Genomic DNA, 18,803 nt, shown 5'->3' with positions numbered 1-18,803 from the left:
TTTAAAAAAGGAATGATCACTTATGAAAAGCAAACAAGAAGCGATAGATTACTGTATGGCATACGACAATGTATATGAAGATCATCCATTCAAAGATGCCAATTGGACGTTAATCCGACACCAACATAACAAAAAAACATTCGCATGGATTTTTGAAAGAGAAGATCATATCTGGATCAATGTGAAATGTGAACCAGGTATGATCGAGCAATGGCGAGAAGAGTATGAGTCTATTATACCGGCATATCATCTCAACAAAGATCATTGGAATTCGGTAATATTAGACGGTTCGATTACTGCAACAGATATGAAGCATTTAATCAGTACTAGTTATGAAATGACAAAATAATAGACTATTATGGTGCAGTCCTTATCTATGCAGGTAGAGTAAATGGTTTGTATCTGAAAAATGAGCTGTGATTATTTTCTTGCGTTAGAACGGAATGGGAATTTCTTTTTGCTTTTTCCGGCAGAAGCAGAGAACGAAGTATATCCACCTGTATAGATTTTTCCAATCTGGTATCCATGGGCTTGGGCGAGTTCTGCTGGACTGTTATGTTGTTCTTGTTCCAACAACTTCAGCAACACATTAGCTGTTGCACGTGCATCTTCTAGAGCGTCATGGTGGTTAAAGATAATATCATAATGATTGGAAATTACATTCAGTTTATGAGAAGGCAGATGTGATAGTATTTTTTTGCTAAATAGATACGTACAGTAATAATCAAAAGCAGGATAATCCAGTAGCGCATGATCCAGACAATATCGTAATACACTCATATCGAATGAAGCATTGTGCGCCACGATTGATTTATTTTCAAAAAAAGGTAACAGTGTCGGCCACAATTCTTGAAAAGTCGGCTGACCTTTAACCATCGCTGGCGTAATCTTATGAATACTGATATTCATCGGGTCAAAATGTTGATTAGGATTAATGAGCCATTCTTGTTCAAACACGATTTTTCCTTGCGACACTTCTACAATCCCGATCGAACATGCACTGGATCGACTAGAATTGGCAGTCTCAAAGTCAACAGTAACAAAATCCATATAATTTATTCTCCTATCTATTCTAAGCTGTAGTTCTTATAGTGTTAGGTATAAAAGAGTAATTGTTTATATTATTTCATCTTCTACTTTAAATTGCGATTTTTTTAAGCATGTTTGAATATTTATTGGATTCGTTTGGAATATGATTTATTAAAAGTGATATAGAATATATTCGTGGAACCAAAACCACAAAAATAACTGACAACGAAAGATCGTCGCCAGCTATGTCTGTTTGTCTATTTCATGTACATTGAAATCTATTAACTACCTAGTAACCACTTACATAAAGATCTCTTCAATATCCAAATTCGATTGCATCGCCAGGTCTGTAAATCCTTTGTCCGTTTTGATAAGTGGACGGAAGAAGTTAGAAGGATTGGTCATAATAATCTGACCGACTTCTCCAGAACTAAGCAATACTTGTTTGCCGATAAAGTTAGGTAGCATATTACGGATAAATGTCTGAGTGGTCTCCGCATGCAGTTGACCAAAGCTCATTCTATGCAATTCTTTGAGAACACGCAATAGCTCTTGCTTGGTCTGATAGACTCTGGCTGTCGTCATAGCGCTGTACACATCCGCTACAGCTGTAATACGTGATAACGGATGTATCTCATCTAGACTCAGTCCATTAGGGTATCCTTTGCCATCTGTGCGCTCGTGATGTTGTAAAGCTACCATTGCACTGATCTTGTCACCTGTAGACTGCATAATAATATCGTGACCATAAATCGTATGACGCTTCATTTCTTCAAATTCTTCTGTAGTCAAACGTCCCGGCTTATTCAAAATATGACTGGGTATTTTGGATTTGCCAACATCATGTAAATAACCTGCTCTACCTGCTTGATACGCTTCTTGTTCGGTATATCCCATCCATGTTGCAAGGTAATAAGAGAGCATCCCTACTTGTAGTGAATGAGTATACGTATAATTGTTGTCATCGTTTAGAAAAAGTAGTACAGATACGACATCTTTTTGTTCTTGTAATTCTGTAAGTAAAGGTTGTAATTTGGCATCTACCTGACTACCATCGAACTCTCCGCGAGCGGCTGCGTTTAGAAATAAATCTTCAAACCCTTGTAGAGCGCTATTAAATTGAACTTTTGCATCTTGAAGAGGATGGCTAGATAAAGATTGGCTAATATCGGCAGGTTCTGAGAAAACTTCTTCAATGTCGACATCATCCACACCATGCTGTAGCAGCTTAGCAATATCTTCCCGCTGAAGAGTATGGCCCTTTTGCATAATATGAATGCCGAATGTATTGAATGTATCTCTAAGAAGCGTATCTCCCGGCTTCAAATCGGTAACATGCACTCTCAATGTGGGCACCCCGTTTATTAAACAAATTGTAAATGTATCATATCAGGAAAAAAAAGCAGGATCAATGTTAAAATCAGTTCATTTAGCTCAAGATTTTGGCTCGGTGGGGTTCCAAGGACCTGTTTGAACACCTTTCCACTCTGAACCATCTGCCCAGATCTCTTTTTTCCAAATAGGTACAGTTTCTTTAAGACGTTCAATCGCAAATCGGCTAGCTTCGTAAGCATCATTACGATGAGCCGAAGAAACAGCGATAATCACACTGGTCTCCGCTATACCTACTGTTCCTATACGATGGCTGATCGCACAACGTGTTCCTGTCCATGTTGTTGCAATATGGTCTCCAATTTTTTGCAATTGATGAAGTGCCATCGGTATATAAGCTTCATATTCTAAATGAACGGTCTGCATCGCACCTGTCATTTCACGAGTGGTTCCGATAAATGTTAACGTTGCTCCATGATTAGGATCAATCACTTTAGCGATCACATCTTCAGCTTGTAATCGTTCACTGGTAATGAGATATAAACCGTCCGTTGTCTGTGAAGTAGTAGTGTCTATTCCTGATCCACCGGATACAGGAGGAATCAAAGCAATTTCATCCACAGGCTTAATCCTATTATCGGCTAAAGCGTACTCTTGGTTAACAGCAGCGAAGGCAGCTTCGATCATTATTTTTGCTTCTGGATATTGTTTAGACAAAAGTTCTTTCAATTGCGCGACTGTAAGTTCTTCAGAGGATGGAGTTTCTATAATAACTTGCGATTGGCCAACGCGCTCAGCAAGACCAGCAAATAGTCGAACAGTATATTGTTGCATGATATTTAACGCCTCCATGTGCTTTTTCGATCTCTTTAATATATCATAAGTTCATATGTATATTATATAACCCCAATCAAAGGGAACGGATGCAGGAGGACATACTATTTATGAACATAAATGAAGTGGAAGATACATTAACACTATTACACACCAATGATATTCATAGTCATTTTGAAAATATGGGTGCAATTGCAGCGATCATCGCAGAACGCAAGCAACGTTTGGGTGAGGAGCAGCTATTAGTATTGGATATCGGTGATCATATGGATCGCATGTCGATTGAGACAGAAGGGTCTGCTGGTGGAGCCAATATCGATATTATTAATATGACCGGTTATGATGCGATTACGATCGGGAACAATGAAGGTCTGACCTATACGCCTGAACTGCTTAATCAAGCGTATGCAGGAATTAGCTGTCCGATTATTTGTAGTAATGTAGAAGAGATGGAGAGCGGTGTTCCACCTGTGTGGATGGAGACCCATCGGATTATTCAAAAAGGAACATGGAAAATAGGTCTGATCGGGGCTACAGCGCAATATAGCGATTATTACGAATTGCTAGGGTGGAATGTCAGTGATCCAATAGCCAGTCTAGCACCCTGGGTAGCAAAGTTACGTGATGAAGTGGATTTACTGGTTGTTTTATCTCATCTGGGATTACCTACCGATCAGAAGCTTGCTGAGCAGTTGCCTGAGATTGATGTCATTCTAGGAGGACATAGCCACCATGTGTTAGATCGTCCGCTCTGGATTGGTTCTACAGTACTTGGAGCCGCAGGCAAGTTCGGTCAATACATCGGAGAAATGGTCTGGAAAAAAGATACACAGGGAGCACGTGCTCATCTACTGGATGGAGGACTCATTCCGATCACCGAACATATGGAACGTGATGCATCGATAGAAAATGCGATTGTGATTCATCGCCAACGTGCAGAAGAACGAATGAATCGTACGGTAGCGATGTTAGAAGCGCCACTTGAAATTCATTATGAACAAGAGTCTCCATTTGGTAATTTGCTTGCACAGGCTGTACGTCAATTTACAGGAGCAGAATTGTCGATTGTGAATGCAGGTCAACTGCTAGCCGATCTGCCCGCAGGCGAAGTCACAGAAGGTCTGCTTCATCGTCTATGTCCATCTCCGGTAAATCCATGTATTACGTTGCTTCAAGGAAAAAATATCAAGTTAGCGTTAGAACAATCGCTTTTGCCTGAATTTACGCACAAAACGATTATGGGATTTGGATTCCGAGGGAAAGTGCTTGGTTGTCTATGTGTAGATGGAATAGATATCTCGTATGATCTATCCCGACCTGCTTATGATCGTATTACAGCTATTCGCTTAGGGGATCAAGAGCTAAAAGATGAACAAGAATACAGCGTAGGTTGTCTGGATATGTTCACATTTGGCATCGGCTATATGTCTCTTAGTGAAAGTCATGAAGTGAAATATATTCTGCCTGAATTTATCCGCGATCTGTTACGAATGCAGTTGCAGACACCGGGAGCAGCGTTAGCGTCTGCCGAAAAACGATGGTTTATGGTATGATAAATGAGATCTTGCGTCATATTTTGCATATTTAATGAGTCAAAGAACGTTATGCAATACATGATTTAAGGTTAATACATGAAATAAGGTGAAAGCAAATGACAGTAATACAAAGAAGTGAATGGCCTCTTAAAGAGTTATCCCCAAGTTACGATCCGTGGGACCCTTTGCTATCACTTCGCAAATTTGGACGCAATACGCTAACCAGCGTGGAGATGACAGTTACCAATCTATGCAATATGCGCTGTGAGCATTGTGCAGTTGGAGATTCACTGGTGATGCGTGAACCGGATATGATTCCTTTGCCTTTGATGTTGAAGCGATTAGATGAAGTGGAACATCTTCAGACAATCAGTATTACCGGTGGTGAACCGACTTTCCGCAAAAAAACGGTGGATGAAGTCATCGTTCCTTTGCTTAAATATGCGCGTGAGCGTGGTATTCGTTCACAGATTAATTCTAATTTAACATTAGATATCGGGCGTTATGAGAAATTATTACCGTACTTAGATGTGATGCATATTTCATTTAACTATACATCTGTAGATGATTTTCATGAAGTGGGTTTTGCGAACAGTGGACATCCTGTTCCTCGTGAAGTCGCTGTCAAAATGTACGATAAAATGATTGAAAACTCTCAACTTTTGAGCAAAGCAGGCATGTTTATTTCGGCGGAAACGATGATTAATTATCGTACCCATCACAAATTACCTGAGATTCATCGATTGATCAAAGAAATGGGTTGTAGACGTCATGAAGTACACCCGATGTATGCAGCCGATTTTGCAGCGAATTTGCCTGTAGTCTCACTAGCTGAGTTCCGTACAGCGATTCATGATTTGTTAGATCATCGAGATCAAGAGATGTGGATGTTATTTGGAACATTGCCATTCTTCGCTTGTAACTCTGATGCTGAAGATCGCAAGTTGATTAACCGTCTGCATCGTGAGCGTAATGTAACTGTTCGTAATGATCCAGATGGACGTAATCGGGTCAACGTTAATATGTTTACAGGGGATGTATTTGTTACAGATTTTGCGGCTATTCCAGCGTTTGGCAATGTGTCTCATAGCCAGCTTGATGATGTATTTAGCGAATGGACCAACAATCATCCACTGAATCAAACAGTGAATTGCCATTGTGATGCGGCGGCTTGCTGTGGACCGAATTTGCTCGTAGCAGACATGTATTACAAAAATACAGATTTCAAATCACGTAAAGCTATTTTGTAAATCAATAAGCATTTTGCGTTATCAGATTGCAGACATAAAAAGATGACAACAGCATAACGCAGAATGCTGATTAACTATGGAAGAAATGGGGCGTTCTGGTTGGGCCATTCGGAGTTTGAGATAGGAACTTTAGTATTGAATTTGGCTTTGGTTTTACTGCTCGTATTTTTAAACGGCTTTTTTGTAGCTGCTGAATTTTCACTTGTGAAAGTACGTCATTCTCGCTTAACACAATTAGAGAGTGAAGGCAACAAGCTTGCAGGATACGCGCTTAAGGTCAACAAGAAGCTGGATGCTTACTTATCAGCTACCCAATTCGGGATTACGCTGGCATCTCTTGGACTCGGTTGGATTGGTGAGCCTGCGATCTCGGAATTACTTGTCGAACCAATTATGTATAAATTAGGGTTCGGTGAATCTCCATTAGTGACCACAATTTCTGTCATTATCGGTTTTGCTGTAATTACATTTCTACATATTGTTATCGGTGAATTGGCTCCGAAGTCGCTCGCTATTCAGCGTACAGAAGGAGTATCGTTATGGCTATCAGCACCATTATTATTCTTTTATCGTGTATTCTTCCCGTTTATCTGGGTGTTAAATGCAGCTGCGAACGCTGTGTTACGTGCTGTAGGTATAGAGCCTGCCAATGAAGCAGAAGCCGCTCACTCGGAAGAAGAAATTCGAATTTTGATGAATCAAAGTGCCAAAAGCGGTGTGATTGATGAAGGCGAAATGGAACTGATGAACAATATTTTCGAGTTCTCTGATTTACTTGCACGCGAAGTCATGTTGCCACGTACAGATATGACTTGTTTGTATACGAACTTTTCCAAAGAAGAAAATTTGGCGATTATCAATGAAACCAAACATTCACGTTACCCTGTAGCCGTAGAAGATAAAGACCGTATTATCGGTTTTGTTCATATTACAGATGTATTATTATCGCCTGTGAACCAACCGTATGATCTGGTTGCGTTGGCACGACCTATTTTGAATGTACCTGAGTCTATGGAAATTAGTCATGTATTACAAATGATGCAAAAAAACCATTCTCAGTTAACACTGGTTGTCGATGAATATGGTGGAACAGCCGGAATATTAACAGCGGAAGAAATTCTGGAAGAAATCGTCGGTGAATTATATGACGAATTTGAAGATGAACGCCCTGATATGGAGCGAGATGGAGATACAATCTCGGTCGATGGACGAATGTTGATTGAAGATGTAAATGAACTAAGCGGTGTTGAGATCGATGATGATGAAGTCGATTCAATCGGTGGATGGATGTTTAAAGAGCTTGAAGGTGTTCCCGAAACAGGCGGTAAAGTAGAAATTGATGGAGTAACTTTTGAAGTGGCAGAAGCCGAGCGTTTACGTATTATGCGTGTGCGTATCTACCCTGTTCCTGAGATTACAGATGATGAAGAAGATGAAAACGATTCCGATTAAAAAGTTGTATATTAATGCAGAATAACCTATACAGTACGTCATGATTTAAGGGCAGTGTGATGCTGCCCATCATACATAGATAGGAGTTACGCAGAAATGAATGAACAACCGAAGTTACGCAAGCCTCAAGCGATGATGTTTGATATGGATGGTACTCTTTTTCAGACCGAGACCGTACTGATTCCTGCCTATCACAAAACGTTTGAAATGTTAAAGCAAGAAGGTCTGTATGACGGGGAAACACCACCGGAAGAGATCATTTTGAGCTGTCTTGGCATGTTGCTTGAAGATATCTGGGCACGTGTGATTCCAGGTGCAGGTGCTCCTACAGTCGCAAGAGCAAATGAACTGTTATTGCAACTACAACTAAATGAAATGGCAGCAGGAATCTCTGCGATGTATCCACAGGTCAACGAAACATTGCAATATCTGCATGATCAAGGTGTACGTCTATTTGTAGCAAGTAATGGTCTGGAAGGGTACGTCAAAGGAGCGGCTGAAGTTCATCAATTGTCTCCTTTAATGGAGGGTGTGTATAGTGCAGGAGAATACAATACCGCTTCCAAAGTCGATCTAGTCCAATTACTGCTAACCAATCATCATATAACCGAAGCATGGATGGTGGGAGACCGTTCTTCAGACGTAGAAGCAGGGAAAAAGAACGGTCAGGTCGTGATTGGCTGTAATTATGCAGACTTTGGAGATACGTCCGAGTTAGAAGGTTCAGACGTGATTATTACTTCTTTTGATCAATTGATTACATTGTATGATCAAGCAGAATAATAACTAGGATTCACTAAGCTTGATTCGTCTAATTTTACTTCTGCTAACAAATCAGTTACTCTAGTAAAAGTTCAAATCGCCAATGATTGGGTACAATATAAAAATGATATCAAAGAAAGCAGGGATACAATAATGAATATTTATGACAAAGCTAACGAACTATCGAAATCGATCCGCGAAAGTAAAGAAGTAGAAGACATTACAGCAGCAATGAAGCTGATTGAAAATGATCCAGAAAGCAAACGTATGTTAGATGATTTCCGTACGCGTCAAATGGAAGTTCAACAACGTATGATGTCTGGAGATATGCCGAATCCAGAAGAAATGGAACAAATGGAAAAAGTATTTGAAGTGTTAAACTTGAACTTGAATATCCGTCGCTTGTTCGATGCAGAGCAACGTCTAAGTGTAATTATTGAAGATATCAACAAAATTATTACAGAAAGTTTGAGCGATCTATACGGTGGCGAGAACGCGTAATTCGTTAATATCTGTTTTAATACATGGTGGTTATCAAATTATAACAGGTTGATAATTATTACAAATTTAAAGTATATATGATTTGAGAGAGATAACTTACTTTCAAAAGAATATATCAAAATAGCGCCATCACAAGCGCCTCTAGCCAGATATCTATGGTTGGAGGCGCTTGTTTTTGTGCTATAATCAAATAAGAGTGATACAGATCAAGAACGGTGGTGTTACAGTTGGAAGAACAGGATGAGACGATTACAAAGCATGAGCAGTTATTACAACATATTGAAAAGCTACAAGTCGGTAGCAAAATTTCAGTTCGCAAACTAGCCAAACATATGGGAGTGAGCGAAGGAACGGCTTATCGAGCAGTTAAAGAAGCTGAAAATATGGGTATTGTAGTGACGCGTGAACGTATAGGTACGATTCGTGTAGAAAAGAAACCGCGTGGTATCTCTGAGCAACTTACCTTTGCGGATGTGGCTGAGATTGTCGGAGGTCAAGTATTTGGCGGAAGTGGCGGTCTTAATAAAACACTTGTTAAATATGCGATCGGTGCGATGAAAGTGGAAGCGATGATGCGTTATGTAGAAGCAGGAAGCTTATTGATTGTCGGTAACCGTGAAGATGCTCATTCGCTTGCACTGGAACATGGCGCAGCCGTTTTGATTACCGGAGGGTTCGGCACAAGTGCAGAAGTGAAAGCATTAGCAGATGAATGTGATTTGCCTATTATTTTATCCCGTCACGATACATTTACAGTGGCATCGATGATCAACCGCGCTATCTTTGATCGGATGATCAAAAAGAAAATTATGCTGGTCGAAGATATTATTGCAGGTAAGCCAAAGCCAGAAGTACTTAAAGCGTCTAGCACAGCTCAAGATTTTCGTGAAATGACAGACAAAACAGGATATGTTCGATTAGCTGTTGTAGACGAATGGAACCGGGTGATCGGTATTGTAGGACGAAAAGAGATCGAAGAATTAACACCCGAACAACCGATTGAAAAAGTATTGATTCGCCGCCCGATTACAGCTACTCTACAGACTTCGCTTGCTTCAGCAGCACAGACGATGATGTGGGAAGGGGTCGACTTTTTACCGATTGTAGATCGTAATCGGAAATTGATCAGCACCGTAACCCGTCACGAAGTATTGCAAGCGATGAGAGATGCACAGCAACAGCCCAATGCAGGTACAGGGGAGACATTTGATCATTTGATTTGGAATGGATTTGCTGAAGAAAAAGATGAAGACGGTGGAATCGTATTTCATGGATTTATCACCCCGCAGATGGCGACCGATTTGGGTACCATTTCAGAAGGTGTGTTGACCACAGTCATGATTCAAGCCGCTACACGTACAGCCAAATTATTAAGCGGATGCGATTATGTATTGGACAATATGAGCACTTATTTTCTACGTCCGATCCAGATTGAAGATGCAGTAGTCATTCGCCCGATCATCTTAGAATCCAGTCGCCGTACATGCAAGCTAGAAATTCAAATGTCCTACGACGAACTCCCTGTAGCCAAATGCATCCTAACCCTACAATCCATTGACCACTAGCGCTTGGCAATATAAGCGCGACATATAAAATAAAAAAGTGATTTTTGCAAAGCAAAATATCTTACATCCAGCGCTTGGCAATATAAGCGCGCCCAACTTCAATAAAAAGTGATTTTTGCAAAGCAAAATATCTTACATCCAGCGCCTGGTAACACAATCCCCATCCCTATTCAATAAAAAGAAGCACTACAGATCAACTCACCTGTAGCGCTTCTTTTTTTACATAATTTCTAATTCATTCATCAATCCTAATTCTATTACATCAACCAATCATCAAACCTGGAATTTCTCAACCATGCCTTTTAACTCTTGAGCAACATCAGACAATACAGCAGAAGAAGCTGCGATTTCTTCCATTGTCGCTAATTGTTGTTCAGTAGCAGCAGATACCGATTCAATCTCACCTACTGAAGTATTAGTAATCTCAGACATTTGATGAACCGAACGGATCACTTGCTCTGTACCTTTAGAAAGAGTAGACGAAGCATCGGATACACTTTGAATATTGAAAGTCACTTCTTGTACGTACTGGCGAATCAGACCGAATGATTGTTCCGCTGTGTGTACAGCCGAAATACTTTGCAAGACTTCTTGAGAACCGGCTTCTGTACGATCTACAACAGTATGAATCTCAGATTGAATACTATCGATCAAAGCGCTGATCTGATTAGCAGAAGAAGAAGCTTCATCAGCTAAATTACGAATTTCTTTAGCTACTACACTAAATCCTTTACCATGTTCGCCGGCGCGAGCCGCTTCAATACCTGCATTAAGGGACAATAGATTGGTTTGTTTAGCGATCTGGGCAATTACATTCACAATCTGTCCAATCGTCTCTGAATGATTATTTAGACTATGAACCGAACCGGACAGTTCTCCGAAAATGAATTTCAATTTACTGATTTCACTATCTGCTGCTTTGAGCGCTGTATCGCCTTCATTTACTTTTTCAGAAGCCATAACCGCTTTGGAAGCTACTTCATGAGCGCTACTAGCAATTCCTTGAATCCCTGTAGCCATTTGATTGACAGTCGACGATGTATGATTTACATATTCCGATTGACGATCTGAACCTTCTGCCATTTCTTGAATAGATAATGCGATATGTTGAGAAGCGTTAGAAGTCTCACCAGCACTTGCTGTTAATTGTTCAGAAGAAGAAGCAAGATGAAGCGACGTATCTTTCAAATGCGATACCATTTCACGCAAGCTGTTAGTCATAGTAGCTAGTGCTGTAGATAAAGCGCCAATTTCATGTTTGGACTTGATATCCCATGTAGACGTTAGATCGCCCTTCGCTACCGCTTCGGTAACTTTTACAAGTTGCATAATAGGCTTGGTGAGGCGAGTAGAGAAGATGTAACCAGCGATAATTGCAAGAATAAGAGAAATCACCAGAATAATAATACTGTTGCGGAATAGTATATTTGAATCTGCCATAATCAAATTATATGGTTTTTCACTAAATATGCTCCATCCCGTTAAAGGATCTTTGGCATAAGAGACTAATACGCGGTCTGATTTTTCACCATAAGTTAGTGTGCCTGGAGTGCCTTGAGAAGCATTTTGGAAAGAAGAGGTGTCTTCGATATCTTTATCTAATGAATTCGGATCAGGGTGAGCAAGAATTGTTCCTGTGCGGTCTGCGATATAAGCTGTCTGACCGTTTGTAGAAAATTCTTTGGCATAGGTGCTCATGCTATCTAAAGGCAATGTGACTTGAACCATACCACTGAGTGTGTTGTTTGTATCAAATACAGGGTAAACAACAGTAACGATCTTTTTACCTGTAGATTTACTAACCAAAATATCAGAGACAACTTGTTTTTGGGTAGCTATTAACTGTTTGAAATAATCACGATCACTGGTATTGCTCAAATCGCCATCAGAACTTTTAGCAATTTGTTGACCATCGGTAGCTGTGAAGATAATCGATTGAATTTCAGGGTGTAATTTACCGACAGATACTAATAAATTTTTAACTTTTGCTAATTGAGTAGGTGTATACTCTTTGATCTCTGGATTTTCAGATAATTGTTGCAACATCTCAAATTCAGAATTGATTAAAGCTGTTGTTTTTTGAAGCACCAGATTAACATTCTGTTCGTTCATACTGTAAGCATCTTTTTCTATTTTATTGCTTGTGGTGATCAAACTGAATGTCCCGTAGACCAGTAACGGAATAAGTGCGATCAATGACATAATCATAATCAGTTGTTTTTTCATTATTATTTCCCCCGATGAATGAAATCAATTAAAGTTGACATTGATACGTTTATCGGCAGTTTTTCAGATAAGTTTAGAAATTTTGTCACCATATGTCGAAATAGGTGTAATATTCCTATGAGATAAAGAAGAAATGCAAGATTTATTGACGAGTATGATAAAATAAGAAGTAATGAATAGATATCAAAACAAGCTTCAAAAATGAATAATTTTGACGAAAGTAGGGAAGCGTATGACCCCATTTGTTCACCTGCATGTGCATAGCGAATACAGTCTACTGGACGGGGCTGCGCGCATAAAGGATCTTGTCAGCCAAGCCGCAGAATCAGGCATGACAGCACTAGCTCTCACCGATCATGGTGTAATGTACGGAGCTATTCCATTTTATAAAGCATGTAAGCAACATGGCATTAAGCCGATTATCGGTTGCGAAGTGTATTATACGGCTGGATCACGCAAAGAAAAGGCAGCACGCAAAGATCAACCGATTCACCATTTATTATTGTTAGCCAAAAATGAAATCGGTTATCGCAATTTGATGAAGCTGAGTTCGATTGGACATTTAGAAGGATTCCATTACAAGCCTCGTGTAGATGCTGAAATGTTACAACAGTATCACGAAGGTATTATTTGTCTGAGTGCTTGTCTTGGAGGAGAGATCCCGCAACATCTATTACACGAACAACCTGAACAAGCCCGAGAAGCCGCTCTTCGTTATCAAGCGATTTTCGGTGAAGATTTCTATATAGAATTGCAAGACCATCATATTCCAGAACAGAAAAAAGTCATGCCGTTATTAATCGATCTTGCCAGAGAACTTCATATTCCACTGGTAGCTACGAATGATGTGCATTACTTAACGGAAGAAGATGCCAAAACGCAAGATGTCTTAATCTGTATTGGTACAGGTAAAACGATGGATGATGAAGGTCGTTTTCGGATTCCAACCAATCAGTTGTATCTAAAAGACAGTCAGCAGATGGAATCCTTATTCCGTCATGTTCCTGAAGCGATTACCAATACAACAGTGATCGCCGATCGTTGTGAATTGGAGCTGACTTTTGGCGAGTCGTTATTGCCTTCGTATTATCCGATTCCTGATGAGCTATCACCGGAACGTTATCTGGAACAATTATGTCGTACAGGCTTGGAGCAACGTTATCAAGATACGATGTACTGGAATGATCCTCAAGAACGTCAGACGATTGAAGAACGATTAAGTTATGAATTGAAAGTGATAGGCAGTATGGGATTTGCAGATTATTTCTTGATTGTATGGGACTTTATGAAATATGCCCATTCTCAAGGTATCGTCACAGGCCCGGGACGGGGATCTTCAGCAGGTAGTCTGGTTGCGTATGTACTGGAAATTACCAATGTCGATCCGATCAAATATAAGCTGTTATTCGAGCGTTTTCTCAATCCAGAGCGGATCACGATGCCTGATATTGATATCGATTTTAGTGATCTACGTCGTGATGAAGTGATCGAATATGTTGTTTCCAAATATGGAAGAGATCATGTTGCTCAGATCATCACATTTGGTACATTAGCTGCGCGTGCAGCCGTACGAGATGTAGGACGAGCACTGAATGTTCCTTATGCTGATACAGACAAAGCTGCCAAGTTAATTCCGGCGCAAGTAGGAATGACGATCAGCAAAGCATTAGATCAAGTACCTGAATTACGTGATCGGTATGAAAAGTCTGCATCTGTTCGTGAAATGATTGATACCGCGCTCAAAGTAGAAGGTATGCCACGTCATGCTTCTACTCATGCCGCAGGCGTTGTGATTTCAAGTGGAGTGTTAACTGATATTGTTCCGATTCAAGAAGGTAGCGAGATTGCTGTGTTGACTCAATATCCGATGGAAAGCTTGGAATCAATAGGTATGCTCAAAATGGACTTTTTGGGTCTGCGTACGTTATCGATTATGGAACGCTGTATGACATGGATCGAAGAACAAGAAGGGCATCCGGTTGATTTTGCGCAGATTGAAGATAATGATCCACAGACATATGAGATGCTCAGTCAAGGTGATGCAATGGGCGTATTCCAGATGGAATCACCGGGAGTAAGACGGGTGTTACGCGATCTCAAACCGACCGCTTTTGAAGATATTGTCTCGGTCGTTGCTTTGTATCGTCCGGGTCCAATGGACTTTATTCCTAAATATATCGAATCCAAGCATGGTCGCACGATTCCAGAATATCCGCATCCTGATTTGGAGCCTATTCTAAGCGATACGTATGGCATTATCGTATATCAGGAACAGATTATGCAGATTGCTTCTCAGATGGCTGGTTTTACACTGGCTGAAGCCGATTTGTTACGTCGCGCAGTCTCCAAGAAAAAGCGTGAGATTCTAGATGAAGAACGGGTACATTTTGTTAAAGGAAGTATAGAACAGTCTTATACCGAAGAAGAAGCCAATGTAGTATACGATATGATCGTACGATTTGCAGATTATGGATTCCCAAGAGCACATGCGGCGGCATATGGTGTGCTTGCGTTCCAGACCGCTTATCTTAAAGCACATTACCCTGTGCAATTTATCGCTTCGATGTTAACAGCAGTCATGGGAACGCATCGCAAAGTTGCCGAGTATGTACTGGAGTGTCGTCGTATTGGGATTGATGTATTACCACCTGACGTGAATACGAGTGGAGTTACATTTACACCGGTAACCGTAGCGATGCAACAGGAGTTAGAACAGCAGTTGTTAGCCAAAGCATCGGAGTCAGATAGCGAACAGCCACCAGTGACTGAACCATCTGAAACGTCCAAATCTTCTACGCCTTCTATTACAGGTAATATTCGCTTCGGTCTCGGTGCTGTCAAAAATGTCGGTACACAAGCGATCAATAGCATTATCAAAGAACGTCAAGATCGTCCTTACGACAGCTTGATCGACTTTTGCCGTCGTGTCGATCCCAAAGCTTGTAATAAACGGGTCATCGAGTCGTTGATTCAAGCAGGAGCTTTTGATAGTCTTCCCGGACATCGTGCACAGTTGCTTACAATGCTCGATGATACGATCAAAGAAGCGGCGAAATGGCGCAAAGAACGTGAAGAATTGCAGATCGAAATGTTTGCCGATCTGGGATTTGTAGAGACTCATAACTGGGAAGTTTCTTATCCTGATGTAGCGCCTTATACAACGGGCGAACAGCTTGAATTTGAACGTGAATTGTTAGGGCTGTATCTATCTGGTCATCCATTAGATGATTATGAACAGGTAATTGAAGATACTGGATTATCTCGATTAATGAATCTACATGAAGGTGAAGATGAGAGCATAGTAGCGGTAGCTGGTATGGTCGTATCGCTCAAAATGATTACGACCAAGCAAGGTAAATCGATGGCTTTTATGGAACTAGAAGATCAGATTGAACGGTGTGAAGTGGTTCTTTTCCCGGAAGTATGGCGCAAAAGCAGTACACTTGTAGATAAAGGATTACTGCTCAGCGTACGTGGTAAATTGCAAAAAGAAGAGGACGGATTCAAATTGTTAGCAGAAGAAGTAGCTACTCTTAACGAAGGATCTGCCCGCGAGTTAGCGACTAGAGCTCGTCAACGGATGCATATCGCTAAAAATAAAGCTACCAGTCAGACCAAGCAAGCTAACAAATCAACATCCAGTTCGGCTTCTAAGCCTTATACCAAAAGTACAACGTCTGCCCAAAAGGTAGCCGCTGATCATCAGGAGACAGCGCCTGCTTCATCCGGTGGTGGTGGTGTAGCAAGTGTGGTAAACGATGCTCCTCATACCGACCGGAATCCTGAACCGGTATCGAAACAACGTGTATTTATCAAAATTACTAAAGAATCTCAACAAGCAGATAAATTAGCGGCACTAAAACAACTGCTGGCAAGTCATGCTGGGCCTGTAGGTACATTACTATTTTACGAGGAAACGCAAAAGTTATTCGATCTCAGTGAAACCTATAGTATTAAGCCTTCACCAGAGCTTTTCCAGGAAATGGAGCAGATGTTAGGCGAAGGAACCGTTAAAGTCAAATAAGTCTAAAAAGCTAGCGCACATTGATTGTCAACCCGTCAATGTGCCAATTTATCTTCACTTATCTTTGTTGCGGTAAAAAAGTGTGGTATGTTATCATTATCCCATTATGTGGGCTTAAAGCACTGCAATTATTTTGTGAACATTTTAAGTCCAATTAGCTCGGTATAAGTGAATAATATATGATATGAATTCCATGAATAGCGGAATGCGTATACGGCTGGAGAGGTGTAGTTGTGTTTAGAGATTTATTTCAAAAGAAAAAAAAATATGCAACCATTCCATCCCAACGTTGGGGGAATGACACAGAGTCTACTGAAGAACAGCAGGAACGTCCTAAGCGTGAAATTCCAGAAGGCTTGATGAACAAGTGTAGCAAATGCGGCACGATTCATTATAGTAAAGAGCTGGAGAAAAACCTGAAAGTCTGCCCTAACTGTGGTTACCATATGCGTCTTAATGCGATTGACCGTATTATGATGACTGTGGATGATGGACAGTTTACAGAAATGGATGCTCGTATGGAGTCCAAAGATCCTTTGAAATTTCCTGGATATGCAAGCAAGCTAGAGCAACAGAAAATGAACTCTGGTCTGCGTGATGCGGTGATTACAGGAGAAGGTCTAATCGATGGTCAACCGGCAGTACTTGCTGTAATGAGCTTTGACTTTTTTAGTGGCAGTATGGGTTCGGTTGTTGGAGAAAAGATCACTCGTGCGATTGAACATGCAGATGCGCGTAAGATTCCGATGATTATTTTCTCGACTTCTGGTGGAGCGCGGATGCAGGAAAGTATTTTGAGTCTGATGCAAATGGCCAAAACAAGTGCAGCGTTAGCTCGTTTTCAAGAAAATGGAGGACTGTATGTCTCTGTAATTACTGATCCTACGATGGGCGGCGTATCTGCCAGTTTTGCAATGCTTGGAGATGTTAATATTGCTGAACCTGGAGCATTGTTCGGATTTGCTGGACGTATCGTTATTGAACAGACGATTCGCCAAAAATTACCAGATAATTTCCAAACAGCAGAATTCAATATGGAACATGGTCAGCTAGATATGGTCATTCACCGCAAAGAGATGAAGTCTACTTTATCTCAATTATTAGATTTTCACAGTGGAAAAGGGGGATTTTAAGTGGCAGGAGAAATGCCTTTTGAAATGCCTCTCGTTGAAATGCGCAAAAAAATTGACGAGTTAAAGCAATTCGGACAAGAAAAAGGAATAGATTTCAACGATGAGATTACACGTTTGGAAGAACGTTATCGTCAGATGGAAAGTGAAATATACACTCAGATTTCACCGGCACAGAAAATGCATCTGGCAAGACATCAACAGCGTCCTACATCACTCGATTTAATTTCGATTGTTTTTAGTGATTTTATGGAGTTGCATGGTGATCGTATGTATGGCGATGATCTAGCGATTGTTGGTGGTATTGCCAAATTGGATGGTCATCCGGTGACGATTATTGGTCATCAACGTGGAAAAGATACCAAAGACAATATCGCTCGCTTTTTTGGGAGCCCACATCCTGAAGGATTCCGTAAATCGATGCGTCTGATGAAGCAAGCGGAGAAATTTGGACGTCCGATTATTACATTTATTGATACCAAGGGTGCTTATCCGGGTAATACAGCAGAGGAACGCGGACAGTCTGAAGCGATTGCTCGTAACCTATGGGAAATGGCAAAATTGCGTGTTCCTGTAGTCTGTGTAGTGATCGGAGAAGGCGGTAGTGGCGGTGCTTTGGCACTTGGTGTAGGTAACCGTGTACTTATGTTAGAAAATGCGATTTACTCAGCGATTTCGCCAAACGGTGCAGCTTCTATCCTCTGGAAAGACGCATCCAAAGCCGATCAAGCAGCGGAAGCGATGAAGATTACAGCGGAAGATCTGCTACGGATGGAAGTAATCGAAGATATCGTTCCTGAACCTCGCGGCGGAGCGCACAAAGATTATGAAGAAACAGGTGAAGCGATCAAAAAACATCTGCTTGTTCATTTGCGTGAACTTTCTCAAATGAGTGCAGAAGCGTTGATTGAAGATCGTTATCAGAAATTCCGCAAAATCGGTGAGTTTACAGAGCAAGCGATGGGAACATTGCCAGCGAGTAGATCGGAAGTCAATATAGAAGATCAGCCTCAAGAAGAATTGCAATCTGATGTGGAGCCTATTCTTGGGAATGAAGAAGAGAAAGTAGCTACTAAATCTTCGCGTTCCAAACGTCATTCGTAAGATAGCTTTTCCACAATTTCTGAGGAATTTTGACAATCTTCTATACAAAGTAGGCAAAC

At 40.8% G+C, this 18,803-nt stretch carries 14 protein-coding genes; 10 read left to right on the top strand and 4 right to left on the bottom strand.

Annotated elements, in window-relative coordinates; translation table 11 throughout:
* Positions 1 to 22: 22 nt before the first annotated feature.
* Positions 23 to 349 carry an MmcQ/YjbR family DNA-binding protein gene (locus QCD85_RS02065; RefSeq protein ID WP_301261495.1) on the top strand — a complete coding sequence of 109 codons (327 nt, stop codon included), beginning with the start codon at positions 23 to 25 and terminating at the stop codon, positions 347 to 349.
* 71 nt (positions 350 to 420) lie between these two features.
* Here QCD85_RS02065 and QCD85_RS02060 read toward each other — a convergent pair whose 3' ends face one another.
* From QCD85_RS02060 to QCD85_RS02050, 3 genes are all read right to left on the bottom strand, one after another.
* Positions 421 to 1,050, bottom strand: coding sequence for a 3'-5' exonuclease (locus tag QCD85_RS02060; RefSeq protein ID WP_301261494.1), 630 nt, complete (start codon positions 1,048 to 1,050; stop codon positions 421 to 423).
* Between the two features lie 279 nt (positions 1,051 to 1,329).
* Positions 1,330 to 2,376, bottom strand: coding sequence for an HD-GYP domain-containing protein (locus QCD85_RS02055; protein WP_273615515.1), 1,047 nt, complete (start codon positions 2,374 to 2,376; stop codon positions 1,330 to 1,332).
* A gap of 87 nt (positions 2,377 to 2,463) precedes the next feature.
* Positions 2,464 to 3,195: a molybdenum cofactor biosynthesis protein gene (locus QCD85_RS02050; protein WP_273615516.1), complete on the bottom strand. Its 732-nt coding sequence runs from the start codon at positions 3,193 to 3,195 to the stop codon at positions 2,464 to 2,466.
* A 110-nt stretch (positions 3,196 to 3,305) separates the two neighbouring features.
* On the opposite strand from QCD85_RS02050, the gene QCD85_RS02045 reads away from it, so the two are divergent.
* The 6 genes from QCD85_RS02045 (at position 3,306) to QCD85_RS02020 (ending at position 10,260) form a co-directional block, all read left to right on the top strand.
* Positions 3,306 to 4,748 carry a bifunctional metallophosphatase/5'-nucleotidase gene (locus QCD85_RS02045; RefSeq protein ID WP_274170489.1) on the top strand — a complete coding sequence of 481 codons (1,443 nt, stop codon included), beginning with the start codon at positions 3,306 to 3,308 and terminating at the stop codon, positions 4,746 to 4,748.
* A 98-nt stretch (positions 4,749 to 4,846) separates the two neighbouring features.
* Positions 4,847 to 5,980, top strand: a complete 1,134-nt coding sequence (gene yfkAB, locus QCD85_RS02040; RefSeq protein ID WP_301261493.1) for a radical SAM/CxCxxxxC motif protein YfkAB — start codon at positions 4,847 to 4,849, stop codon at positions 5,978 to 5,980.
* 63 nt (positions 5,981 to 6,043) lie between these two features.
* Positions 6,044 to 7,432: a hemolysin family protein gene (locus tag QCD85_RS02035; protein ID WP_274170488.1), complete on the top strand. Its 1,389-nt coding sequence runs from the start codon at positions 6,044 to 6,046 to the stop codon at positions 7,430 to 7,432.
* A 96-nt stretch (positions 7,433 to 7,528) separates the two neighbouring features.
* Complete coding sequence (locus QCD85_RS02030) at positions 7,529 to 8,215, top strand: HAD family hydrolase (protein ID WP_301261492.1); 687 nt, start codon at positions 7,529 to 7,531, stop codon at positions 8,213 to 8,215.
* A gap of 132 nt (positions 8,216 to 8,347) precedes the next feature.
* A complete protein-coding gene (locus QCD85_RS02025) occupies positions 8,348 to 8,695 on the top strand; it encodes a YlbF family regulator (RefSeq protein ID WP_204824841.1) in 348 nt (115 codons plus the stop codon).
* A 227-nt stretch (positions 8,696 to 8,922) separates the two neighbouring features.
* Positions 8,923 to 10,260, top strand: a complete 1,338-nt coding sequence (locus tag QCD85_RS02020; RefSeq protein ID WP_301261491.1) for a DRTGG domain-containing protein — start codon at positions 8,923 to 8,925, stop codon at positions 10,258 to 10,260.
* Positions 10,261 to 10,533: 273 nt separating this feature from the next.
* On the opposite strand, the gene QCD85_RS02015 is transcribed toward QCD85_RS02020, so the two are convergent.
* The gene (locus QCD85_RS02015) at positions 10,534 to 12,486 is read right to left on the bottom strand and encodes a methyl-accepting chemotaxis protein (protein ID WP_301261490.1); all 1,953 of its coding nucleotides are present in this window, start codon (positions 12,484 to 12,486) and stop codon (positions 10,534 to 10,536) included.
* Between the two features lie 232 nt (positions 12,487 to 12,718).
* On the opposite strand from QCD85_RS02015, the gene QCD85_RS02010 reads away from it, so the two are divergent.
* The 3 genes from QCD85_RS02010 to QCD85_RS02000 all read left to right on the top strand — a co-directional run bounded on the left by QCD85_RS02010 (position 12,719) and on the right by QCD85_RS02000 (position 18,744).
* On the top strand, positions 12,719 to 16,510 hold the full coding sequence (locus QCD85_RS02010; RefSeq protein WP_301261489.1) for a DNA polymerase III subunit alpha: 3,792 nt from the start codon (positions 12,719 to 12,721) through the stop codon (positions 16,508 to 16,510).
* A 233-nt stretch (positions 16,511 to 16,743) separates the two neighbouring features.
* Positions 16,744 to 17,643 (top strand): acetyl-CoA carboxylase, carboxyltransferase subunit beta, encoded by a 900-nt coding sequence (accD, locus tag QCD85_RS02005; RefSeq protein ID WP_273615524.1) that lies wholly within the window; start codon positions 16,744 to 16,746, stop codon positions 17,641 to 17,643.
* Complete coding sequence (locus QCD85_RS02000; protein WP_273615525.1) at positions 17,644 to 18,744, top strand: acetyl-CoA carboxylase carboxyltransferase subunit alpha; 1,101 nt, start codon at positions 17,644 to 17,646, stop codon at positions 18,742 to 18,744.
* The last annotated feature ends 59 nt before the right edge of the window (positions 18,745 to 18,803 follow it).

Source organism: Paenibacillus sp. PsM32, assembly GCF_030433815.1.
Lineage (GTDB): Bacteria > Bacillota > Bacilli > Paenibacillales > Paenibacillaceae > Saccharibacillus > Saccharibacillus kyungheensis.
Note: the sequence above shows the minus strand (reverse complement) of the source record. Positions and strands in the feature narration are given on the sequence as shown.

Excerpts from the sequence above, each read along its gene's own strand:
- QCD85_RS02065 (WP_301261495.1), top strand. The coding sequence starts at position 23 with ATGAAAAGCAAACAAGAAGCGATAGATTACTGTATGGCATACGACAAT.
- QCD85_RS02060 (WP_301261494.1), bottom strand. The coding sequence starts at position 1,050 with ATGGATTTTGTTACTGTTGACTTTGAGACTGCCAATTCTAGTCGATCC.
- QCD85_RS02050 (WP_273615516.1), bottom strand. The coding sequence starts at position 3,195 with ATGCAACAATATACTGTTCGACTATTTGCTGGTCTTGCTGAGCGCGTT.
- QCD85_RS02045 (WP_274170489.1), top strand. The coding sequence starts at position 3,306 with ATGAACATAAATGAAGTGGAAGATACATTAACACTATTACACACCAAT.
- yfkAB (WP_301261493.1), top strand. The coding sequence starts at position 4,847 with ATGACAGTAATACAAAGAAGTGAATGGCCTCTTAAAGAGTTATCCCCA.
- QCD85_RS02035 (WP_274170488.1), top strand. The coding sequence starts at position 6,044 with ATGCTGATTAACTATGGAAGAAATGGGGCGTTCTGGTTGGGCCATTCG.
- QCD85_RS02030 (WP_301261492.1), top strand. The coding sequence starts at position 7,529 with ATGAATGAACAACCGAAGTTACGCAAGCCTCAAGCGATGATGTTTGAT.
- QCD85_RS02025 (WP_204824841.1), top strand. The coding sequence starts at position 8,348 with ATGAATATTTATGACAAAGCTAACGAACTATCGAAATCGATCCGCGAA.
- QCD85_RS02015 (WP_301261490.1), bottom strand. The coding sequence starts at position 12,486 with ATGAAAAAACAACTGATTATGATTATGTCATTGATCGCACTTATTCCG.
- QCD85_RS02010 (WP_301261489.1), top strand. The coding sequence starts at position 12,719 with ATGACCCCATTTGTTCACCTGCATGTGCATAGCGAATACAGTCTACTG.